Origin of the sequence: Agromyces sp. NPDC058110 (assembly GCF_042884735.1) — a bacterium.
Lineage (GTDB): Bacteria > Actinomycetota > Actinomycetes > Actinomycetales > Microbacteriaceae > Agromyces.
This window is the reverse complement of record NZ_JBHVTI010000003.1, coordinates 560,704-577,189: the sequence shown is the minus strand read 5'-3', so window position 1 is coordinate 577,189 and position 16,486 is coordinate 560,704. Positions and strand designations below refer to the sequence as shown.

The following is a 16,486-nucleotide window of genomic DNA, read 5'->3' as shown; positions in this document are numbered from 1 at the left end:
GACGGGCGGATGTCTCGCGACATCCGCCCGTCATGCGCCCCCGCGCGATTTTCTAGGTATGCCGCTTCGAGGTGACCGCGCGCTGCAGCAGCACGAAGACGAGCAGGATGCCGCCGGTGATGATGGTCGTCATCTCGGGCGGGATGCCGCCGTCGCGCGTGATGAGCACGTTCATCAGGCCGAGCACGAGCGCGCCGACCACCGACCCGAGCACGTAGCCGTAGCCACCTGTCAGCAGGGTGCCGCCGATGACGGTCGCCGCGATGGCGTCGAGCTCCCAGCCGATGCCGGTGATGTTCTGCGCGATGCCGAGGCGCGACGTGTAGACCACGGCCGCGACGCCCGAGAGCGTGCCGCTGATGACGTACACGAGCACCTTGGTGCGCGGGACCGCGAGGCCCATGAGCGCCGACGAGCTCTCGGACCCTCCGATCGCGTACACCGTGCGACCCGTGCGGGTGCGGTGCAGCACGAAGAAGGCGATGAGCACGACGAGCAGGGCGATGATCACGCCGGGGGTGATGACGACGTCGTTCACCTTCGGGCCGTCGATCACCTTGAACTGCTCGCCGAGCCACCTGATGGGCGACTCCTCGGCGAGGCGCTCGGGCTGCGTGCTGAGCAGCGATGCCAGGCCGCGGCCGAGGAACATCATGGCCAGCGTCGCGATGAACGGCTGCACGTTGAAGTACTGGATCAGGATGCCGCTCGCGAGCCCGAACCCCGTGCCGATCAGCACCATGAGCAGGATCACGACCCAGGGGTTCCAGCCGGCGTTCGCGAGCATGACCCCGGCGACGCTCGACAGCGCGATGACCGAGCCGACCGAGAGGTCGATGCCGCCGGTCAGGATCACGAAGGTCATCGCGACCGCGAGGATGATCAGGTGCGCGTTGTTGATGAGCAGGTTCGACAGCGTGTTGTACTGCACGATGCGGCCGTACGCGAGCTCGCCGTAGATCACCATGCCGATGAAGATGACGATGGCTGCGACGGTCGGCAGCACCGACGGGTTGGACGCGACGACCCGCTTCACCCGGGCGACGAGCCGGGCGAGTCCGGACTCCTGGGCAGGGGCGTCGACCTGGGGGGTCTGCACGATGGTCATGCGGAAACCTCCTGCTTCGGCTGGGCGGGGATCGACTCGGGTCGGAGCTGCGGCGGCTTACGCCGTTGGACGAACCAGCTGCGCACCCGGTCGGACTGCAGCAGGCAGAGCACGACGATCACGATCGCCTTGAAGGCCGGAGTGGCCGACGACGAGATGCCGAGGAAGACGACGGTCTTGTCGAGCGTCGCGATGAGCAGGGCGCCGACGACGGCTCCGCCGATCGAGAACTTGCCGCCCGAGAGCGACGTGCCGCCGATGACGACCGCGAGGATCGCGTCGAGCTCCATCTGGTAGCCCGTGCGCGAGACGTCGACCGTCATGACCGTGCCGACCGACATGATGCCCGCGATGCCCGCGAGCACGGCGCTCAGGATGTACACGGTGAGCAGCAGCCCGCTCGGCTTGATGCCGGCCATGCGGCTGGCCTTCGGGTTGATGCCGATCGCCTCGATCATCAGGCCGAGCGCGCTGCGGCGCACCACGAGGCCCACGACCACCACGATCGCGATCGCGAGGAGGAACACCACCGGCAGGCCGATGACGAATCCGTTGGCGATCCAGCGGAACGGCTCGTTCGAGGCCGACGTGTTCTGGCCCTCGGTGATGACCTTCGCGATGCCGCGACCGGCGAGCATCATGATGAGCGTGCTGATGAACGGCTGCAGGCCGATGTAGGCCACCAGCACGCCGTTGACCGCACCGAGGATCGCGCTCACGAGCAGGGCCAGCCCGATCGCGCCGAGCGCGACGAGGACCGAGCGGGACTGCCCCGCGTCCTTCATGAAGACCATGGCCACCGCGCCCGAGACCGCCATGACCGAGCCGACCGAGAGGTCGATGCCGCCGGTGGCTATCACGAGCGACATGCCGACCGCGATCATGAGGATCGGCGCGGACGCCCTGAGGATGTCGACCAGGTTGCCGACGAGGTTGCCGTTGGCCGGATTGACCGAGATCGCGAGGTAGTTCGGGTCCTTGAGGACGTTGAGGGCGAGGAGCGCGAAGATCGCGATCACTCCCCAGAAGAACGGCTTGCGGATGAGCTCGCGCAGCCAGGTCGTGCGAGCAGCGTTGCTCATGATTCCTCCTCCGTCGCAGCGTACGCGTGGGCGTTCGCGTGCGGGGGCTCGCTCGGGTGCGATCGTTCGGTCGTGTGCTGGGTCTCGGCATCGATGATGCCACTCTCGGCGGCCGCCTCGACACCGTGCGCCGCGATCACGTCGACGATCTGCTGGGCGGTGATCTCGGGCCCGTTCACGAGCTCGCCGATCTTCTGGTGGTCCTTCAGCACGACGATGCGCTCGCTGAGCCGGACGACCTCCTCGAGCTCCGACGAGATGAAGACCACCGAGACGCCCTGCTCGGCGAGCTCGGCCACGGCCTCCTGGATCTCGGCCTTCGCACCGACGTCGATGCCGCGGGTCGGCTCGTCGAGGATGAGCAGTTCGGGGTTCGTCGCGAGCCAGCGGCCGAGCAGCACCTTCTGCTGGTTGCCGCCGGAGAGGTTCTTGATGAGCCGGTTCGGGTCTGCGGGTCGCACGTTCAGCGCGGCGATGTACTTCTCGACCAGCTCGTCCTGCTCCTTGCGCGGGATGGGCCTGGCCCAGCCGCGCTCGGCCTGCACGGCGAGGATCATGTTCTCGCGCACCGTGAGGTCGGCGATGATGCCCTCGTCGCGGCGGTTCTCGGTCGAGAACGCGATGCGCTTGCCGAGTCCGTCTGCGGGGGTCCTGACGTCAACGCGCTTGCCGTGCAGCACGACCTCGCCGGCGTCGGCGCGGTCGGCGCCGTAGAGCAACCGCGCGAGCTCGGTGCGCCCCGAGCCGAGCAGGCCGGCGAAGCCGACCACCTCGCCGCGGTGGATGTCGAGGTCGGTTGGCTCGATCGAGCCGCGACGGCCGAGGCCCTTCGCCGCCAGCAGCGGCTCCTCGGCCGCGTAGTCGCGGTCGTCGACCCGGCGGTTTCCGCCGAGCGACGAGAGCGCCCCGAGGTCCTTGCCGATCATCTTCGAGATGAGCGCGTGGCGGTCGAGGTCGCGAGTGAGGTACTCGCCCTCGTAGCGGCCGTTGCGCAGGATCGTCAGGCGGTCGCTGATCGCGTAGATCTGGTCGAGGAAGTGCGAGACGAAGAGGATGGCGACGCCCTGGTCGCGCAGCGTGCGCATCACGCGGAACAGGCCCTCGACCTCGGCGGCGTCGAGGCTCGAGGTCGGCTCGTCGAGGATGAGCACCTTCGCCTGGATCGCCATCGCCCGGCTGATCGCGACGAGCTGCTGCATGGCGATCGACAGCGTCGAGAGGGGCTTGTGGGTGTCGAGGTGCTCGAGCCCGAGCCGGGCGAGCGCCTCGGTGGCGGCCGCGTGGGTCGCGCGCCAGTTGACGCCGAACGGGCCGCGGACCTCATGGCCGAGCATGACGTTCTCGCCGATCGAGAGGTTCGTGACCAGGTTGACCTCCTGGTACACGGTCGAGACGCCGGCGCTCTGCGCATCGCGGGTGCCGTGGAACTGCCGTTCCTGGCCGGCGACGACGATCGAGCCGCCGTCGATCTTGTAGACCCCGGTGAGGGCCTTGATCAGCGTCGACTTGCCGGCGCCGTTCTCGCCCATCAGCGCGTGGACCTCGCCCTGGAAGAGGCGGAAGTCCACCCCGTCCAGTGCCTTGACGCCCGGGAACTCGATGGAGATGTCGCGCATCTCCACGATGGGCAGTGCTTCACTCATGGCATTCGCATCCTGTGTGCTTCGACCGCGCGGGCCGGCAGTTCAATGGAGCGGTGCGGGGCAGCTCGAGGAGCTGACCCCGCACCGGGTGCGTCGCACGCCGCGCTGGGCGACGTGGTCGGCCGATCAGTACTTGCGGTCGGCGAGCACGGCCTGAGCGGCCTCTGCCGAGTCGAACGCCTCGCTCGGCACGATGATGTACGACTCGACCGACTCGCCGGCGAGCGTCTTGTTCACCACGTCGAGGGCGGTCTCGCCGAACAGCGGGTTGTACTCGTGCACGTAGCTGAGCTGGCCGCCGGCGAGGGCCTCCATGGCGGCGAGGGTGCCGTCGATCGTCGCGATCTTGACGTCGACGCCCGGCTTCAGGCCGGCCTCTTCGACGGCCTGGGCTGCGCCGAGGCCCATCTCGTCGTTCTGCGCGAAGATGAGCTGGATGTTGTTGTTGTTCGCCTTGAGCAGCGTCTCGGTGACCGACTTGCCCTCTTCGGCCGACCAGTTCGCGGTCTGCGCGGCGACCTCGACCAGGTCGGAGCCGTCGACCGAGGCGTCCCAGCCCTCGTTGCGCTCGTTCACGACGCCGACGCCAGCGGGGCCCTCGAGCGTGATGTAGTTGCCGCCGTCGGGGAACTGCTCGACGGCCCAGGCGCCGACCTCCTTCGCGACCTCGACGTTGTCGGGCGCGATGCGGGTGATGTACAGGCTGGGGTCGTCGGGGTCGATGCCGCGGTCGAGGAGGATCACGGGGATCTCCGCCTCCTGCGCACGCTCGAGCGAGTCCTCCCAGCCGGAGGCCTCGGTGGCCGACAGCAGGATCACGTCGACGCCCTCGTCGACGAACGACGTGAACGCGTCGATCTGCGACTTCTGGTCGAGGTTGGTGGCGGGCGCGTACTTCAGCTCGAAGCCGGCGTCCTCCGTGAACGTCTCCTGGACGTTCTTCTCGTTGGCCTCGCGCCACGCACCCTCGGGGCCGACCGCGACGAAGCCGACGGTCGTGAGCTCGTCTGCACCGGCGCTGTCGCCGCTGTCTCCGCCGCTCGAGCACGCGGCGAGGCCGACGGTCAGAGCACCGACGGCCGCCAGGCCGAGGAACTTCGTGAAACGCCTCTGAACTGACATGTGATCTCCTCCTTGAGACCCGGCACCACGGCGCCGGTGTTTTCCGCTGCGCGGATTCCGTGTGATTGCGGCGACGCTTGGCGCGTCCCACGTTCAGGATGTTACCGGGAACAAACTCTGGAGCACAAGCAGAATTGTTCCCGGAAACATAACATTCCGGAAACACGGCGCGATAGACCGATCGGGCGGCGCTCGAGCGGCGGTTCAGGCGGTCGAGCGGATGTCGCAGCTCGCGTCCACTCCTCCACATGCTCGGCGGCTTGGTGCCGACCCGAACCCGCGGATGTCGCAGCCACCCGCTCCTCCGTATGCTCGGCGCTTGGTGCCGACCCGAACCGCGGATGTCACGGCCACCCGCTCGCCCCGGGGCGACGGCCGCACCCCGAGTGGGCGCCCGCCGGCGGCATCCGCAGCTCATCGGGCCCGGCTCGACGTGGACGCGCCGACCCCCGACACCGAAGCGTGGTGATCGTCGCCGTCGAGATGACCGCAGTCGTCGGGTCAGCGCCCGCAGTGACGACGAGAACGGGCATCTCGAAGGAGATCGCCCGAGGATGCCGCAGGGTCAGGCGTCGTCTTCGTCGTCGGCGGCGATCATCTCGATGATCGTGTCGACGCTGAGGCCGGGTCCGTTGCTGACCTCGCCGATCTTGCGGCGGTCCTTGAGGATCGCGATGCGGTCGCTGAGGCGCACCACCTCGTCGAGCTCGGAGGAGATGAAGACGACGGCCATGCCGTCGCGGGCGAGTTCGGCGACGGCGGCCTGGATCTCGACCTTGGCCGCGATGTCGATGCCGCGGGTCGGCTCGTCGAGCACGAGCAGGTGGGGGCGGGTCGCGAGCCACCGTGCGAGCAGCACCTTCTGCTGGTTGCCGCCCGAGAGCTGCTTGGCCGGCGCGTCGAGGCCGGGCGCCACGATGCCGAACGACTCGACAAAGCGCTCGACGAGCGCGTCGCGCTCGGCGTGCGAGATGGGCCTGGCCCAGCCGCGGATCGCCTGCAGCGCGAGCACGATGTTCTCGCGCACGCTGAGCTCCTCGATGATGCCGCCGTCACGGCGGTCTTCACTCGCGAACGCGATGCGCCGCCGCAGCGCCGTCGCCGGGTTGGGCAGGCCGACCGAGCGCCCGTCCATGACGAACGAACCGGTGTCGGCCCGCTCGACCCCGGCGAGCAGCTGGCCGAACTCGCTGCGCCCGGAGCCGCGCAGGCCGCCGAGTCCGACGACCTCGCCGCGGTGCACCTCGAAGTCGGTCGCCTCGAACTCGCCGCGCCTGCCGACGCCGACGGCCCGGAACACCGGCTCGCCCGTCGGCTCGGCGCGGTGCGCCCGTCGTTCGGAGCCGATGCGGCGCAGCTCGGTGAGGTCCTTGCCGATCATCTTCGAGATGAGCACGGCCCGGTCGAGCTCGCGCGTGGCGTACTCCCCCTGCCCGAACCCGTCGCGAAGCACCGTGATCCGGTCGCTGATCGCGTACACCTGCTCGAGGAAGTGCGAGACGAACAGGATCGCCACGCCCTGCTCGCGCAGCCGCTTGATCGCCCGGAACAGCGTCGCGACCTCGTCGGCGTCGAGGCTCGACGTGGGCTCGTCGAGCACGAGCACCTTGGGATGGGTGACCATCGCGCGCGCGATGGCGACGAGCTGCTGGATCGCGGGCGGCAGCGTCGACACCGCCCTGCGCGGGTCGAGGTCGCCGATGCCCAGCTCGTCGAGCACGGCCATGGCCCGTCTGCGGGTCGCGGGCCACGAGATGCCGTACCAGCGGCGCTCCTCGTGCCCGATCATGACGTTCTCGGCGATCGACAGGTTGCCGCAGAGGTCGACGTCCTGGAACGCTGCGGCCACGCCGGCCGCCTCGGCCTCGGCCGGGCCCGAGAGCGTGACGGGTTCGCCGTCGATGCGCACCTCGCCGCGGTCGATGCGGTAGGCCCCGCTCAACGCCTTCACGAGCGAGGACTTGCCGGCGCCGTTGCCGCCCATGAGCGCGTGCACCTCGCCGGCGAACAGTCGCAGGTCGACGCCGTGCAGCACGGTCGTGCCGTCGATGTCGACGGTGATGCCCGTCATCTCGACGACCGGTGCGTTCTCCTCGGCCGGCCGTGCCGTGGCATCCGTCGCGGTCATGACGCCCTCGGCGGGGCGGTCGAGGCGCGCACGACGAGCTCGCTCGGGATCTTCGAGCGCTGCGGGATCTCGCGGCCCTCGAGGGCTGCGCGCAGCACCTCCATGGCCTTGACCCCGAGCGCGTGGAAGTCCTGCGTGACCGTCGTGAGCGGCGGGATGAAGTGGCGCGAGAGCGGCAGGTCGTCGAAACCGATCACGCTGACGTCCTCGGGCACCCGGATGCCGCGGTCGTGGAAGCCGTGCACGACGCCGAACGCCATCTCGTCGTTCGCGACGAACATCGCGGTGTACTCGGGCACGCCCTTGAGCCCGACGGCGTAGTCGTAGCCGAAGTCCGCCGTCCAGTCGCCGACGACGATCGGCCGTGCCTTGAGGCCCCACTGCTCGATCCGTGCGTGGAAGGCCCGCTCGCGCCCGCGGGCGTCGAGCCAGTCGAGCGGGCCGGCGAGGTGCAGGATGTCGCGGTGCCCGAGTGCGACGAGATGGTCGACGGCGAGCGTGGTGCCGAGCTGCTGGTCGACGCTGACGGTGAGGAAGTTGGGGTCCTTCGCGGCCTTGACGACGAGCACCGGCACGTCGATCGAGATGCGGCGCAGCGCCGACACCGACGACGAGCGGGGCGCCACGATGCACAGCGCGTCGACGCCCTCGGCGATGAGGTGGCCGACGGCGCTCTCGGGGGTGAGGCTCGCGTCGTCCTGCATCGCCACCGAGGTCACCGAGTAGCCGCTCGAGCGGGCGGCGAACTCGAGCCCCCTGAGCGTGCTGGTCGGCCCGAACTCGACCGAGCTGTCGACGATCACGCCGATGCGCTGGGTGCGCTGCGTCGCGAGGGCGCGCGCGGCGCTGTTGGGCTTGAAATCGAGTTGCTCGATGACGTCCATCACGCGCTGGCGCGTGGCCGGCCTGATGTTGGGGTGGCCGTTGAGCACGCGCGAGACGGTCATGTGCGAGACGCCGGCGAGCACGGCGACCTCGCGGATGCCGAGCTTCTCGGGGCGATCCCCGCTCTCGACGTCACTCACCACCGGTCTCCTGTCTCGCAGAGTCGTCGCCGCTCAGGTGCGCACCCTGATGCCGGACGCCGACCTCGACCGCTCCACGACCGGTCGACGGGGAACAGCATATGCGTTCGGGGCGCCCGGATCACGCGTCCGTGCGGCCGTGGCGCCCCGCGCGAGAAGGCTCGCGCGGGGCGCCGCGGACGGTCAGCAGGTGCGCTTCGGGTAGGCGGCCGTGAACGTCTTCACGACGCCTCCCACGGTCGCCTCCGCCGTGAGCTGCCCGGCATCGAGTCGGGCCGTCCGGGTCGCGAACGAGACCGTCGTCGTCTGGCCGGCGGCGAGGTCGACCTGCTTGGAGGCGAACGCCGACACGACCTGCACGCCGAGCGCCCCGCTGCCGGTGTTGGCGAGCGTCGCGAGCACCGTCGCCTTGCCCGCTGCGCAACGGGTCTGCGCGGTCACCGAGAGGGCCGGCTGGGCCGGGGCCTCGACGACGACCGTCGCGGTCACCGTGCGGTTGGCGGTCGCGAGCCACTCCGTGTCGGTCATGTCGAGGATCGGAGTGCCGTCCTGGCGGAAGTAGACCATGCGCACGCCGGCGTCGCGCGTGCCGTTCTGCGTGGCCTTCGCGTGGAACACGTTCAGCAGGTTGCCGTCGTCGTCGTAGGTGTACGAGTTGTGACCGGGGCCCCAGTTGTTCGTGTTCGCTCCCTCGTAGGTCCAGATCGGCGAGTTGCGCACGTTCCACGACGCGGCATCGAGCAGGTCGTCCCCCGACTCCGCGGTCGCCAGGCCGACCGCGTAGGTCCAGTCAACGCCCGATCCCGAGAAGGTGATCATGACCTTGCCGTCGCGCTGGATGACGAACGGGCCCTCGACCACCTCGGTGGTGTTGTCGGACCAGCCCCGATCGGGGAACGCGATCGTGCGGCGCTCGCCGACCAGCTGCCACGAGCCGGTCGCCGACGGGGCGACCTTCGCGATCTTCAGCACGGCGGGCCCGGTCACGGGCGTGATGGCCCGCTCCGACCACACGACGTAGTCGGTGCCGGCGTCCTCGAAGTGCGTCATGTCGAGCGTGATGCCCGCGCCGTACGTCGTGAGCGGTTGCCCCGCTGCATCGACGACGCGTTGCGGCGCGTCCCAGTCGGCGCGCACGAGCGGGTCGCCGCCCGACTTCAGGTGCATCGTGTAGGACTGCACGCCGTTCCACCCGTTGACGTTATTCGGGTTGGCGGCGAACAGGATGTACAGCTCGCCGTCGACGACGTGCAGCTCGGGCGCCCAGAGCTGGGACCCGACCTGCCCGGTGCCCGAGAGGCCGAGCCCGAGGATCTTGTTGTCGGGCGCGGTCGCGATGCCCGCGATCGTGTCGGCCTGGCGGATGAAGAACTCGTCCTGTCCGTTGTCGTCGGTCGCGATGAACAGCCACGTCTTCTCGCCGTTCGGCAGCGTGTACCGCAGCATGTGCGGGTCGGCTCGCCTGGCGATGAGCGGGAAGATCGCGTCGGTGCGCTGCAGGGTTCCGGTGACCGGGTACTCGCCGGGGGTCGACGTGTCGAGGCCGGTCGTGTTCCAGTCGACCCGGAACTCGTGGGTTCCCCCGTCGGAGTACTCGGCCGTGACCTTCGCGGGCAGCTCGGGCTGCGCGCCGGCCTCGACCGTCACGGGCTCGGGCGACTGCAGCCCGGTGTTGTGCACGCGGCCGAGCCGTTGCTCCGCCGACCGGGCCTCGGCTGCGGTCAGCGGGATGATCGACGCCGTCTCCGACGAGGTCACGCCGATGCCGCCGCTGCGACCCGTGGGCTGCTGGCCCGCGCCGAGGTACTCGACGGCCGCGAAGTCGGCGGTGCTGCCCGTGAGCGTCGAACCGGCCGGGCCGGTCCAAGCCACGCGGTACGCGTCGATCCTCGAGTCCCACTCGGCCGAGACCGCGCCTGTCGCGGCCTGGCCGGGCAGGGCGAGGTACTCGAGTTCGGTCCAGTCCACGAGGTCGGGCGAGGTGAAGACGAGCGCGCCGGATGCCTCGGCCGCGCCGGCCCCGTCCGTCCTCCGGGCGATGAGGCCGAAGCCCTCGTCGCCCTGCAGGCGGAACACGTACGGGTTCGCGAGGTAGCGCTTGGTGCCGTTGGCCGTCTCGGTCATGCCGGTGACCTTCGGGAACACCACGCCCGTGCCCGAGTTCAGCGCCGTCCACGCGGTGCCGTCCTCGCTCAGGGCGAGGTGCGCGGTGCGGGTGACCTCGGGGTCGTCGCCGCCGCGCGTGTTCTTCGAAGTCGTGTACGCGGCGATCCGGTGGGCGGATGCCTCGGCGATGCGCACGTCGAACCGGGTCGTCGCGGCATCCTCCCCGATGCCCACGACCGCTTCGAGCGTCGCCGGTTCGAGGCCGTGCTCGGGTGCGTCGGCGATGGCGCCGCCGACGACGGATCCGGCGCCGGAGACGTGCGACCAGGCCACGGGCAGCCCGAGGGCGGTCATCGGCAGCGCGTAGCCCGGCTCGAGCACCGACGGCAGCAGCAGCGCGTCGGCCGCGCGCTGCGCCGCCTCGGCCGCGGTCGGCGCGGCGAGCACGGTGGCCGCGAAGTCCTTCACGGCGGTGCTGCCGCGCACGGCGGCGGTCGCGGTGAGCGTGACCGCGGTGTCGGACGAGGGTCGCGTGACCTTGCCGTCGGCGCCGACGACGCCCGCGGGCGACGAGGTCCATGTCACGCCGCCGGTCGTCGGCAGCACGAGGTCGGACTCGACCGCCGACAGGTCCTGCACGTTGGCCGCCGCCAGGTCGATGCCCGCCGCGACCTCCGCGGCGACGGCCCCGGCGTCCGTGGCGGCGACGGCGGCGAGGTCGGCCGCGGTCAGCGCCTCGGAGTACACCCGGAACGACGAGACGCCGCCCTGGTAGAGGGAGTCGCCGTTGTACGCGCTCTTGCCGATGAAGTTCATCGTGTGGGTCGTGAGGTCGCTGAGGTTCGTCGTCGAGTTCGTCTTCTCGGCGACCTGCACGCCGTCGATGAAGAGTCGCATGGTCGACGTCGTTCCGTCGGCGTTCTTCGCGATCGTCGCCGCGACGGACTGCCACTTGCCCGGCACGAGCTTGGTCGCGGAGGTCACGGTCTGCTCGGCCGAGTAGTTCGTCTTCGAGATCGCGAGCCTGGGTGCGACGGGCTGGATGAAGAACTGCCCCGTCGACGAGTCCCCCGAACCGCCGATGTTCCAGAGGAACTTCGCGCCCGTGAGCGCCGTCGGACTCGTCTCGAGCACGATCGTCGCCGCCGACCGACCCGCCAGCAGCCCGTCGGGCAGCTTCACGTGGTTCGACCCGGTGAACTGCATGGATCCGCCGCGCCAGGCGGCCGCACCGACGACGCTTCCGTCGCGCCCGCCGCCCGACAGGTCGTGCACGACCGTGCCCGAGGCCTCCGAGAAGTCGTACGACGCCAGCAGCGACGCGGGCTCCGCACTCCACGCCGCCGTCGGCCCGGCGACCGCGAGGCCGCCGACCACCGCGGCGCACAGGAGGCCGGCGAGCGTGCGCCCGCGCACCCGCCGCCTCAGCATGCCCGTGCCTCGTACTCGGTGCTGCCGGTGAAGGTCGCCCCGGTGCCGGCCGCCGAGACGCCGACGAATCCGGCGTCGATCGACGCGAGTCGCGTCGAGAAGGCCTGCGAGACCGTCTTTCCCGGCTGCACCGCGGTGAACGTCTTCGTGCCGTACCCGGTCTGCACCGTGACATCCGCCGCCCTGGTGTCGGCGTTCTTCACCGAGGCGACCAGCGCGACCTTGCCGGCCACGCACTTCGTCGTGGCGGCGGCTTCGACCGAGAGGTCGGGGTTCGTGCCGACGCCGGCGTAGTGGAACATGACGCGCTGGTACTCCTGCGCGGTGATCGGCATAATGCCGCCGTGGCGCTTCTTCAGCGTGCCGAGGTTCACGTTCGTCGCCTTCGACCACACCGACGCCGAGGTCGAGTTGAGATCGGTGGTGCGGAACGGGAGGTATCCGCGGCCCGTGCCGTACTGGTCGGCGAGCAGGCCGTAGAGCTCTGCCGCAGCGCCGCGGTCGTCGTCGTTGTAGGCGAAGAACTCGGGCCCCTCGAGGCAGGCACCGGTGTAGTTGCTGCCGCCCGCGCAGGTGCCGCTGCCGTTCAGGATCGACTGCAGGGTGCCGACGAGCACCCACTCCTGGTCGGTGCCCGTGGTCTTGGCGGTCGCCGACGTCGTGACCGCGTCGAGCTTCTTCGAACGCTCGATCGTGATCTGCCCGTCGCCCGACGCCCGGTAGAACCAGTCGCCGACCTTGATGACGGTGGTGTCGATGATCGAGCCCTGACGGTCGATCCACTTCACCGGGGTCGAGAAGGTGCGGAAGTCGCGCGTGGTCGACAGGTACATGTCGACGCTGTCGCCCAGCTCGGTGTTGCCGTCGGCGCGCGTCGCCCAGAAGACGTAGTACTGCTGCGTCTCGTCGTCCCAGACGGCTTCGGGAGCCCAGGCCATGCCGGCGTTCGGGATGCCGCTCGCGACATCGGCGAAGCGCGGCTCGGTCCAGTTCACGAGGTCGGTCGACTCCCAGATCACGAGGTCCTTCGACCCGGTGACGGTGGCGTTGGCCGAGCCCCAGCCGCCGCGGTAGTAGATGCTGAGGTCGGTCGCGATCAGGTAGAAGCGGTCCCCCTCGGGCGAGCGCACCACGAACGGGTCGCGCACGCCGCCGTCGCCCTGCGTCTTGGCGAGCGAGAGCACCGGGTTGCCCGCGGCACGGGTGTCGGTGAAGGTGGCCGCGTCCCGGCTCGTGGCGAAGTAGATCTGCTCGTCGCTCGCGGCGCCCTCGGTGCCGGTGAAGTGCGCGAACAGGTAGTCGGTCGTCTCGGCGAGCTCGACGGCCTTGCGCACCGTGAGCGGGATGTCGCGGGTCGCCGTGACGCCGTTCTTCGTCGCCGTGACGGTGAGCACGACGCGGGCGTCGCCGGCGGCGGGTCGCGTCACGGCACCGGGTGCCACCGTGGCGGTGCCCTCGACGTCGACGACGGCGGGGGCCGAGGAGCTCCAGGTCAGCTCGGACCCGAAGCGCGAACCCGTCGACGGCAGCGCGAGGGCCGAGCGCACGTCGTCGGCGTGCGCGAGCACGATCGCGTCGACGTCGCGCTGCGCCGCCTCGTCGGCGGTGGGCGCGCGCAGCACCGTCACCGCGAAGTCCTTCGACGCGGTCTCGCCGCGCACGGTCGAGGTCGCCGTCAGCACGACCCCGGTGTCGGATGCCGGCTGGGTGACCGTGCCGTCGGCGCCCACGATGCCGGCGGGCGACGACGTCCACGTGACCCCGCCGGCGGTCGGCAGCACGAGGTCGGTCTCGACCTTCGAGAGGTCCTGCTCGTTGACTGCCGCGAGGTCGAGCGCGGCGACCGTCTCGCTCGCGGATGCCGCGGCATCCGTCGCTGCGATCGTCGTCAGGTCGGCCGCGGTCAGCGCCTCGGAGTAGACCCGGAACGCCGAGACACCGCCCTGGTAGAGCGTGTCGGCCGCATAGGCGCTCTTGCCGATCAGGTTCATGGTGTGCGTCGTCAGGTCGCTCAGGTTGACCGTCGAATTGGCCTTCTCGGCCACCTGCACGCCGTCGATGAAGAGGCGCAGGGTCGAGGTCGTGCCGTCGGCGTTCTTCGCGATCGTCGCCGCGACCGACTGCCACTTGCCCTGGGCGAGCGTCGTCGGCGAGGTCACCGACTGCTCACCCGACCAGTTGGTCTTCGTGATCGCCACGCGCGGGGCGACGGGCTGGATGAAGAACTGCCCGGTTCCGGACGACGACGTGGACGAGCCGCCGATGTTCCAGAGGAACTTCGCGCCCGAGAGCGCCGTCGGGCTCGTCTCGATCACGACGGTCGCCGCGGAGCGGCCGGCCAGCAGCCCGTCGGGCAGCTTCACGTGGTTCGAGCCGGTGAACTGCATGAACCCGCCGCGCCAGGCCTCGCCGCCGACGACCGTGCCGTCGCGGCCTCCGCCCGACTGGTCGTGCACGACCGTGCCCCCGACCTCCGAGAAGTCGTACGACACCAGCAGCGACGCCGGGTCGGCGGCCCACGCGCCGGCCGGCCCGAGCAGCGCCAGGCTTCCGGCAGCCACGAGGGCGCTCGTCGCGCCCGCGATCCATCGCCGTGCGCGACCAGCGCCCGGCAGTCCTTCTCGTACCATCAGATCCTCCTTGAACGATGCGCGCGCCCGATTCCGGGCACGACGGATGGAGCCGCGCGGGCGTTCGATCCCGCGAGGTGGAGCAGTGCGCCTCCTTCAGCGGCGCGGGCGTCCGATCGGATACCGGGTGAGGAGCGAAGCCGCGACCAGCACGGCTCCGCCGGCCAGCAGGGCGCCGGCCCAGGCGATCACGTCATCGGCGATGCCCGTGGAGGGCAGCGTGCCCGGGCCGCAGAGCCGATCGCAGTGAAGCGGGGCGATGTCGACCCGGAGGAGCAGGCTGCCGAGCGGCACGCCGTCGGACGCGTTCGCGCCGACGTCGGGCAGTCCTTCCAGGTGCGCGGACCATCGGGCGATCACCCTCGACCCTCGAGCACCGGCTCGCGACGGCCCTCTTCGCGCGCCTGCTCGAGCATGGCGTCGAGTCGGCGCTTCGACCTGCCGCGCCGCCACACGAGGGCGGCCACGAGCAGCGCGGCGCCGACCACGACCAGCAGTTGCGGCCACGGCACGGCCCACACGAACACGCCCGTCGACGAGGGGGCGACCGCGGTCGCCTCACCGCCGGCCGTCGTCACGGTCGGCGCGAGCTCGATCTCGCCGGGGAACGCGAGCAGCGGCCAGACCTGGTCGACCGCCAGCGAGAACGACCTGCGCTCCCCCGGGAGGATCTCCTGAGGGCGCTCGTTCGCCCCCGGGAAGGCGATGCTGCGGCCCGCGATCTCGAGCACGCCGGCCACGGCGAGGCGGGTGTTGCCCTCGTTGACGACGTCGAACGAGACGTCGATGCTGCCCGGCCGGAGCGGGTTCCACGAGGTGGTGTACCCGGTCTCGACGCCGGTGACGGCGTAGGCGGGCGCGAGTTCGCCGGTGACCCGGGTCATCACCCGGAATCCCACGCGACTCTCGACGCCGACGCCGGCGCCGTCGCCCTGCTTGAGCGAGAGCACCGAGGCGGCGATGCCCGCGGCGTGGTCGCCCGGTTCGGCGTTCTCGGGCACCGAGACGGTGAACGGCACGACGACCGTGCCGCTCGGGGGCACCGTGACGCTCTCGGGGAGGTCGATCCAGGTGCCCGCGTCGACGGACTCCTGGTCGGACGGGAGCATGTCGAAGCGCCCGTTGTCGTTGTAGTAGCCGTCGGCAGCCGACAGGCGGAAGGTGACCTCTTCGGAGCCGAGGTTGCGCACCGCGAAGTGATCCTGCGTCTCGGCGCCGGGGTCGATGTCGTGGTCGACGGACACGCGGCCGTCGGGGCCGGTCGCATCGGCCGGGGTGACCGACCAGGACACCGGGGTCCCCTCCTCCGCGGCGGCCGGAGCGGCTGTCACGGCGACGAGGCCGGCGGCGAGCGCGACGGCGACGGCGGCGGGGCGGAGGAGGTCTCGGATCATGGTGCGTCCTGGTCGGTGCGGTCGTGGTCGAGGTGTTCGCGGTCGGGCCGGCGGTGTCGCACCGGCCCGACCACGGGTCGGATGGGTCAGTACTGGTCTTCGAAGAGCGACAGCGTCAGGAGCGACGAGTAGCTGCCGGGTGCGACGTCGACCGGGGTCTTCAGCACGAGGTCGGCGTTCGCCGTCCACTGCCCGGAGGCGGCGGTCGCCTCCTGCGAGTCGAGCGAGAGCGCGAGCAGCTCCTCGCCGGTGAGGCCCACGTTGTTCGGGGCGGTGTCGAGCGTGGTGCCCACCTGGTCGCCTGCGGCGACCTCGCCGTTGCCGGTGGTCACCATCGCCGGGGTCCAGCCGAGGTGTTCGGCCCCGATGGCGGGCTGTCCGGTCTCGCCGACGAAGTCGCCGGCCTGGCCGGTGACATACCAGAAGACGCCGGCGGGCACCTGGTCGCGGGTGTCGGTGACGGTCACGTCGGGCAGGGCACCGGTGAACTGACGGTACTGGGCGGTCGAGCCGGTCTCGGTCAGGGTCGTCTCGGTGTTCTCGACCGTCAGGCTGAGTGCGCCGTTCTCGACCGCGGCGATGTCGACCTTGACGTCGACACCCGAGCTGCCCTCGGGGTCGGGGTAGGCCGCGAATGCCGCGGTCCCGACGCCGACGAGCATGAGCCCGCCGAGAACTCCCGCCGCGCAACGCGCTGCAGCACCTTTGCTGATCATGATTCCTCCAGTTTCTCGGTCGGCGTGCGCCGAGCCGAATCGTCGTGCAGTACAGGGGCTGACACGTTCGTTTGCGTGGCTCGGGAGGCGACCGAGGTCGG

General features: G+C 70.6%; 11 protein-coding genes. All 11 read right to left on the bottom strand.

Going from position 1 to position 16,486, the window contains the following annotated elements:
* Positions 1-52: 52 nt before the first annotated feature.
* Entirely contained in the window at positions 53-1,108 is a 1,056-nt protein-coding gene (locus ACFVS8_RS10100; RefSeq protein ID WP_387061072.1) for an ABC transporter permease, read from the bottom strand.
* Positions 1,105-2,190 carry an ABC transporter permease gene (locus ACFVS8_RS10095; RefSeq protein ID WP_387061070.1) on the bottom strand — a complete coding sequence of 362 codons (1,086 nt, stop codon included), beginning with the start codon at positions 2,188-2,190 and terminating at the stop codon, positions 1,105-1,107. The genes ACFVS8_RS10100 and ACFVS8_RS10095 overlap by 4 nt, the downstream gene beginning before the upstream one ends.
* On the bottom strand, positions 2,187-3,833 hold the full coding sequence (locus ACFVS8_RS10090) for a sugar ABC transporter ATP-binding protein (protein ID WP_387061067.1): 1,647 nt from the start codon (positions 3,831-3,833) through the stop codon (positions 2,187-2,189). Before ACFVS8_RS10090 ends, ACFVS8_RS10095 begins: the two co-directional genes overlap by 4 nt.
* A gap of 126 nt (positions 3,834-3,959) precedes the next feature.
* Complete coding sequence (locus tag ACFVS8_RS10085) at positions 3,960-4,955, bottom strand: ABC transporter substrate-binding protein (RefSeq protein WP_387061064.1); 996 nt, start codon at positions 4,953-4,955, stop codon at positions 3,960-3,962.
* 565 nt (positions 4,956-5,520) lie between these two features.
* Positions 5,521-7,083, bottom strand: coding sequence for a sugar ABC transporter ATP-binding protein (locus ACFVS8_RS10080; RefSeq protein ID WP_387061062.1), 1,563 nt, complete (start codon positions 7,081-7,083; stop codon positions 5,521-5,523).
* Positions 7,080-8,108 (bottom strand): LacI family DNA-binding transcriptional regulator, encoded by a 1,029-nt coding sequence (locus ACFVS8_RS10075; RefSeq protein WP_387061059.1) that lies wholly within the window; start codon positions 8,106-8,108, stop codon positions 7,080-7,082. The genes ACFVS8_RS10080 and ACFVS8_RS10075 overlap by 4 nt, the downstream gene beginning before the upstream one ends.
* 183 nt (positions 8,109-8,291) lie before the next feature.
* Complete coding sequence (locus ACFVS8_RS10070) at positions 8,292-11,645, bottom strand: family 43 glycosylhydrolase (protein ID WP_387061056.1); 3,354 nt, start codon at positions 11,643-11,645, stop codon at positions 8,292-8,294.
* Positions 11,639-14,275, bottom strand: a complete 2,637-nt coding sequence (locus ACFVS8_RS10065) for an immunoglobulin-like domain-containing protein (protein WP_387061054.1) — start codon at positions 14,273-14,275, stop codon at positions 11,639-11,641. The genes ACFVS8_RS10070 and ACFVS8_RS10065 overlap by 7 nt, the downstream gene beginning before the upstream one ends.
* A gap of 96 nt (positions 14,276-14,371) precedes the next feature.
* Complete coding sequence (locus ACFVS8_RS10060; RefSeq protein ID WP_387061052.1) at positions 14,372-14,635, bottom strand: LPXTG cell wall anchor domain-containing protein; 264 nt, start codon at positions 14,633-14,635, stop codon at positions 14,372-14,374.
* Positions 14,632-15,669: a WxL protein peptidoglycan domain-containing protein gene (locus ACFVS8_RS10055; protein WP_387061049.1), complete on the bottom strand. Its 1,038-nt coding sequence runs from the start codon at positions 15,667-15,669 to the stop codon at positions 14,632-14,634. The genes ACFVS8_RS10060 and ACFVS8_RS10055 overlap by 4 nt, the downstream gene beginning before the upstream one ends.
* An 86-nt stretch (positions 15,670-15,755) precedes the next feature.
* Positions 15,756-16,385, bottom strand: a complete 630-nt coding sequence (locus ACFVS8_RS10050; protein WP_387061046.1) for a hypothetical protein — start codon at positions 16,383-16,385, stop codon at positions 15,756-15,758.
* Positions 16,386-16,486 lie beyond the last annotated feature (101 nt).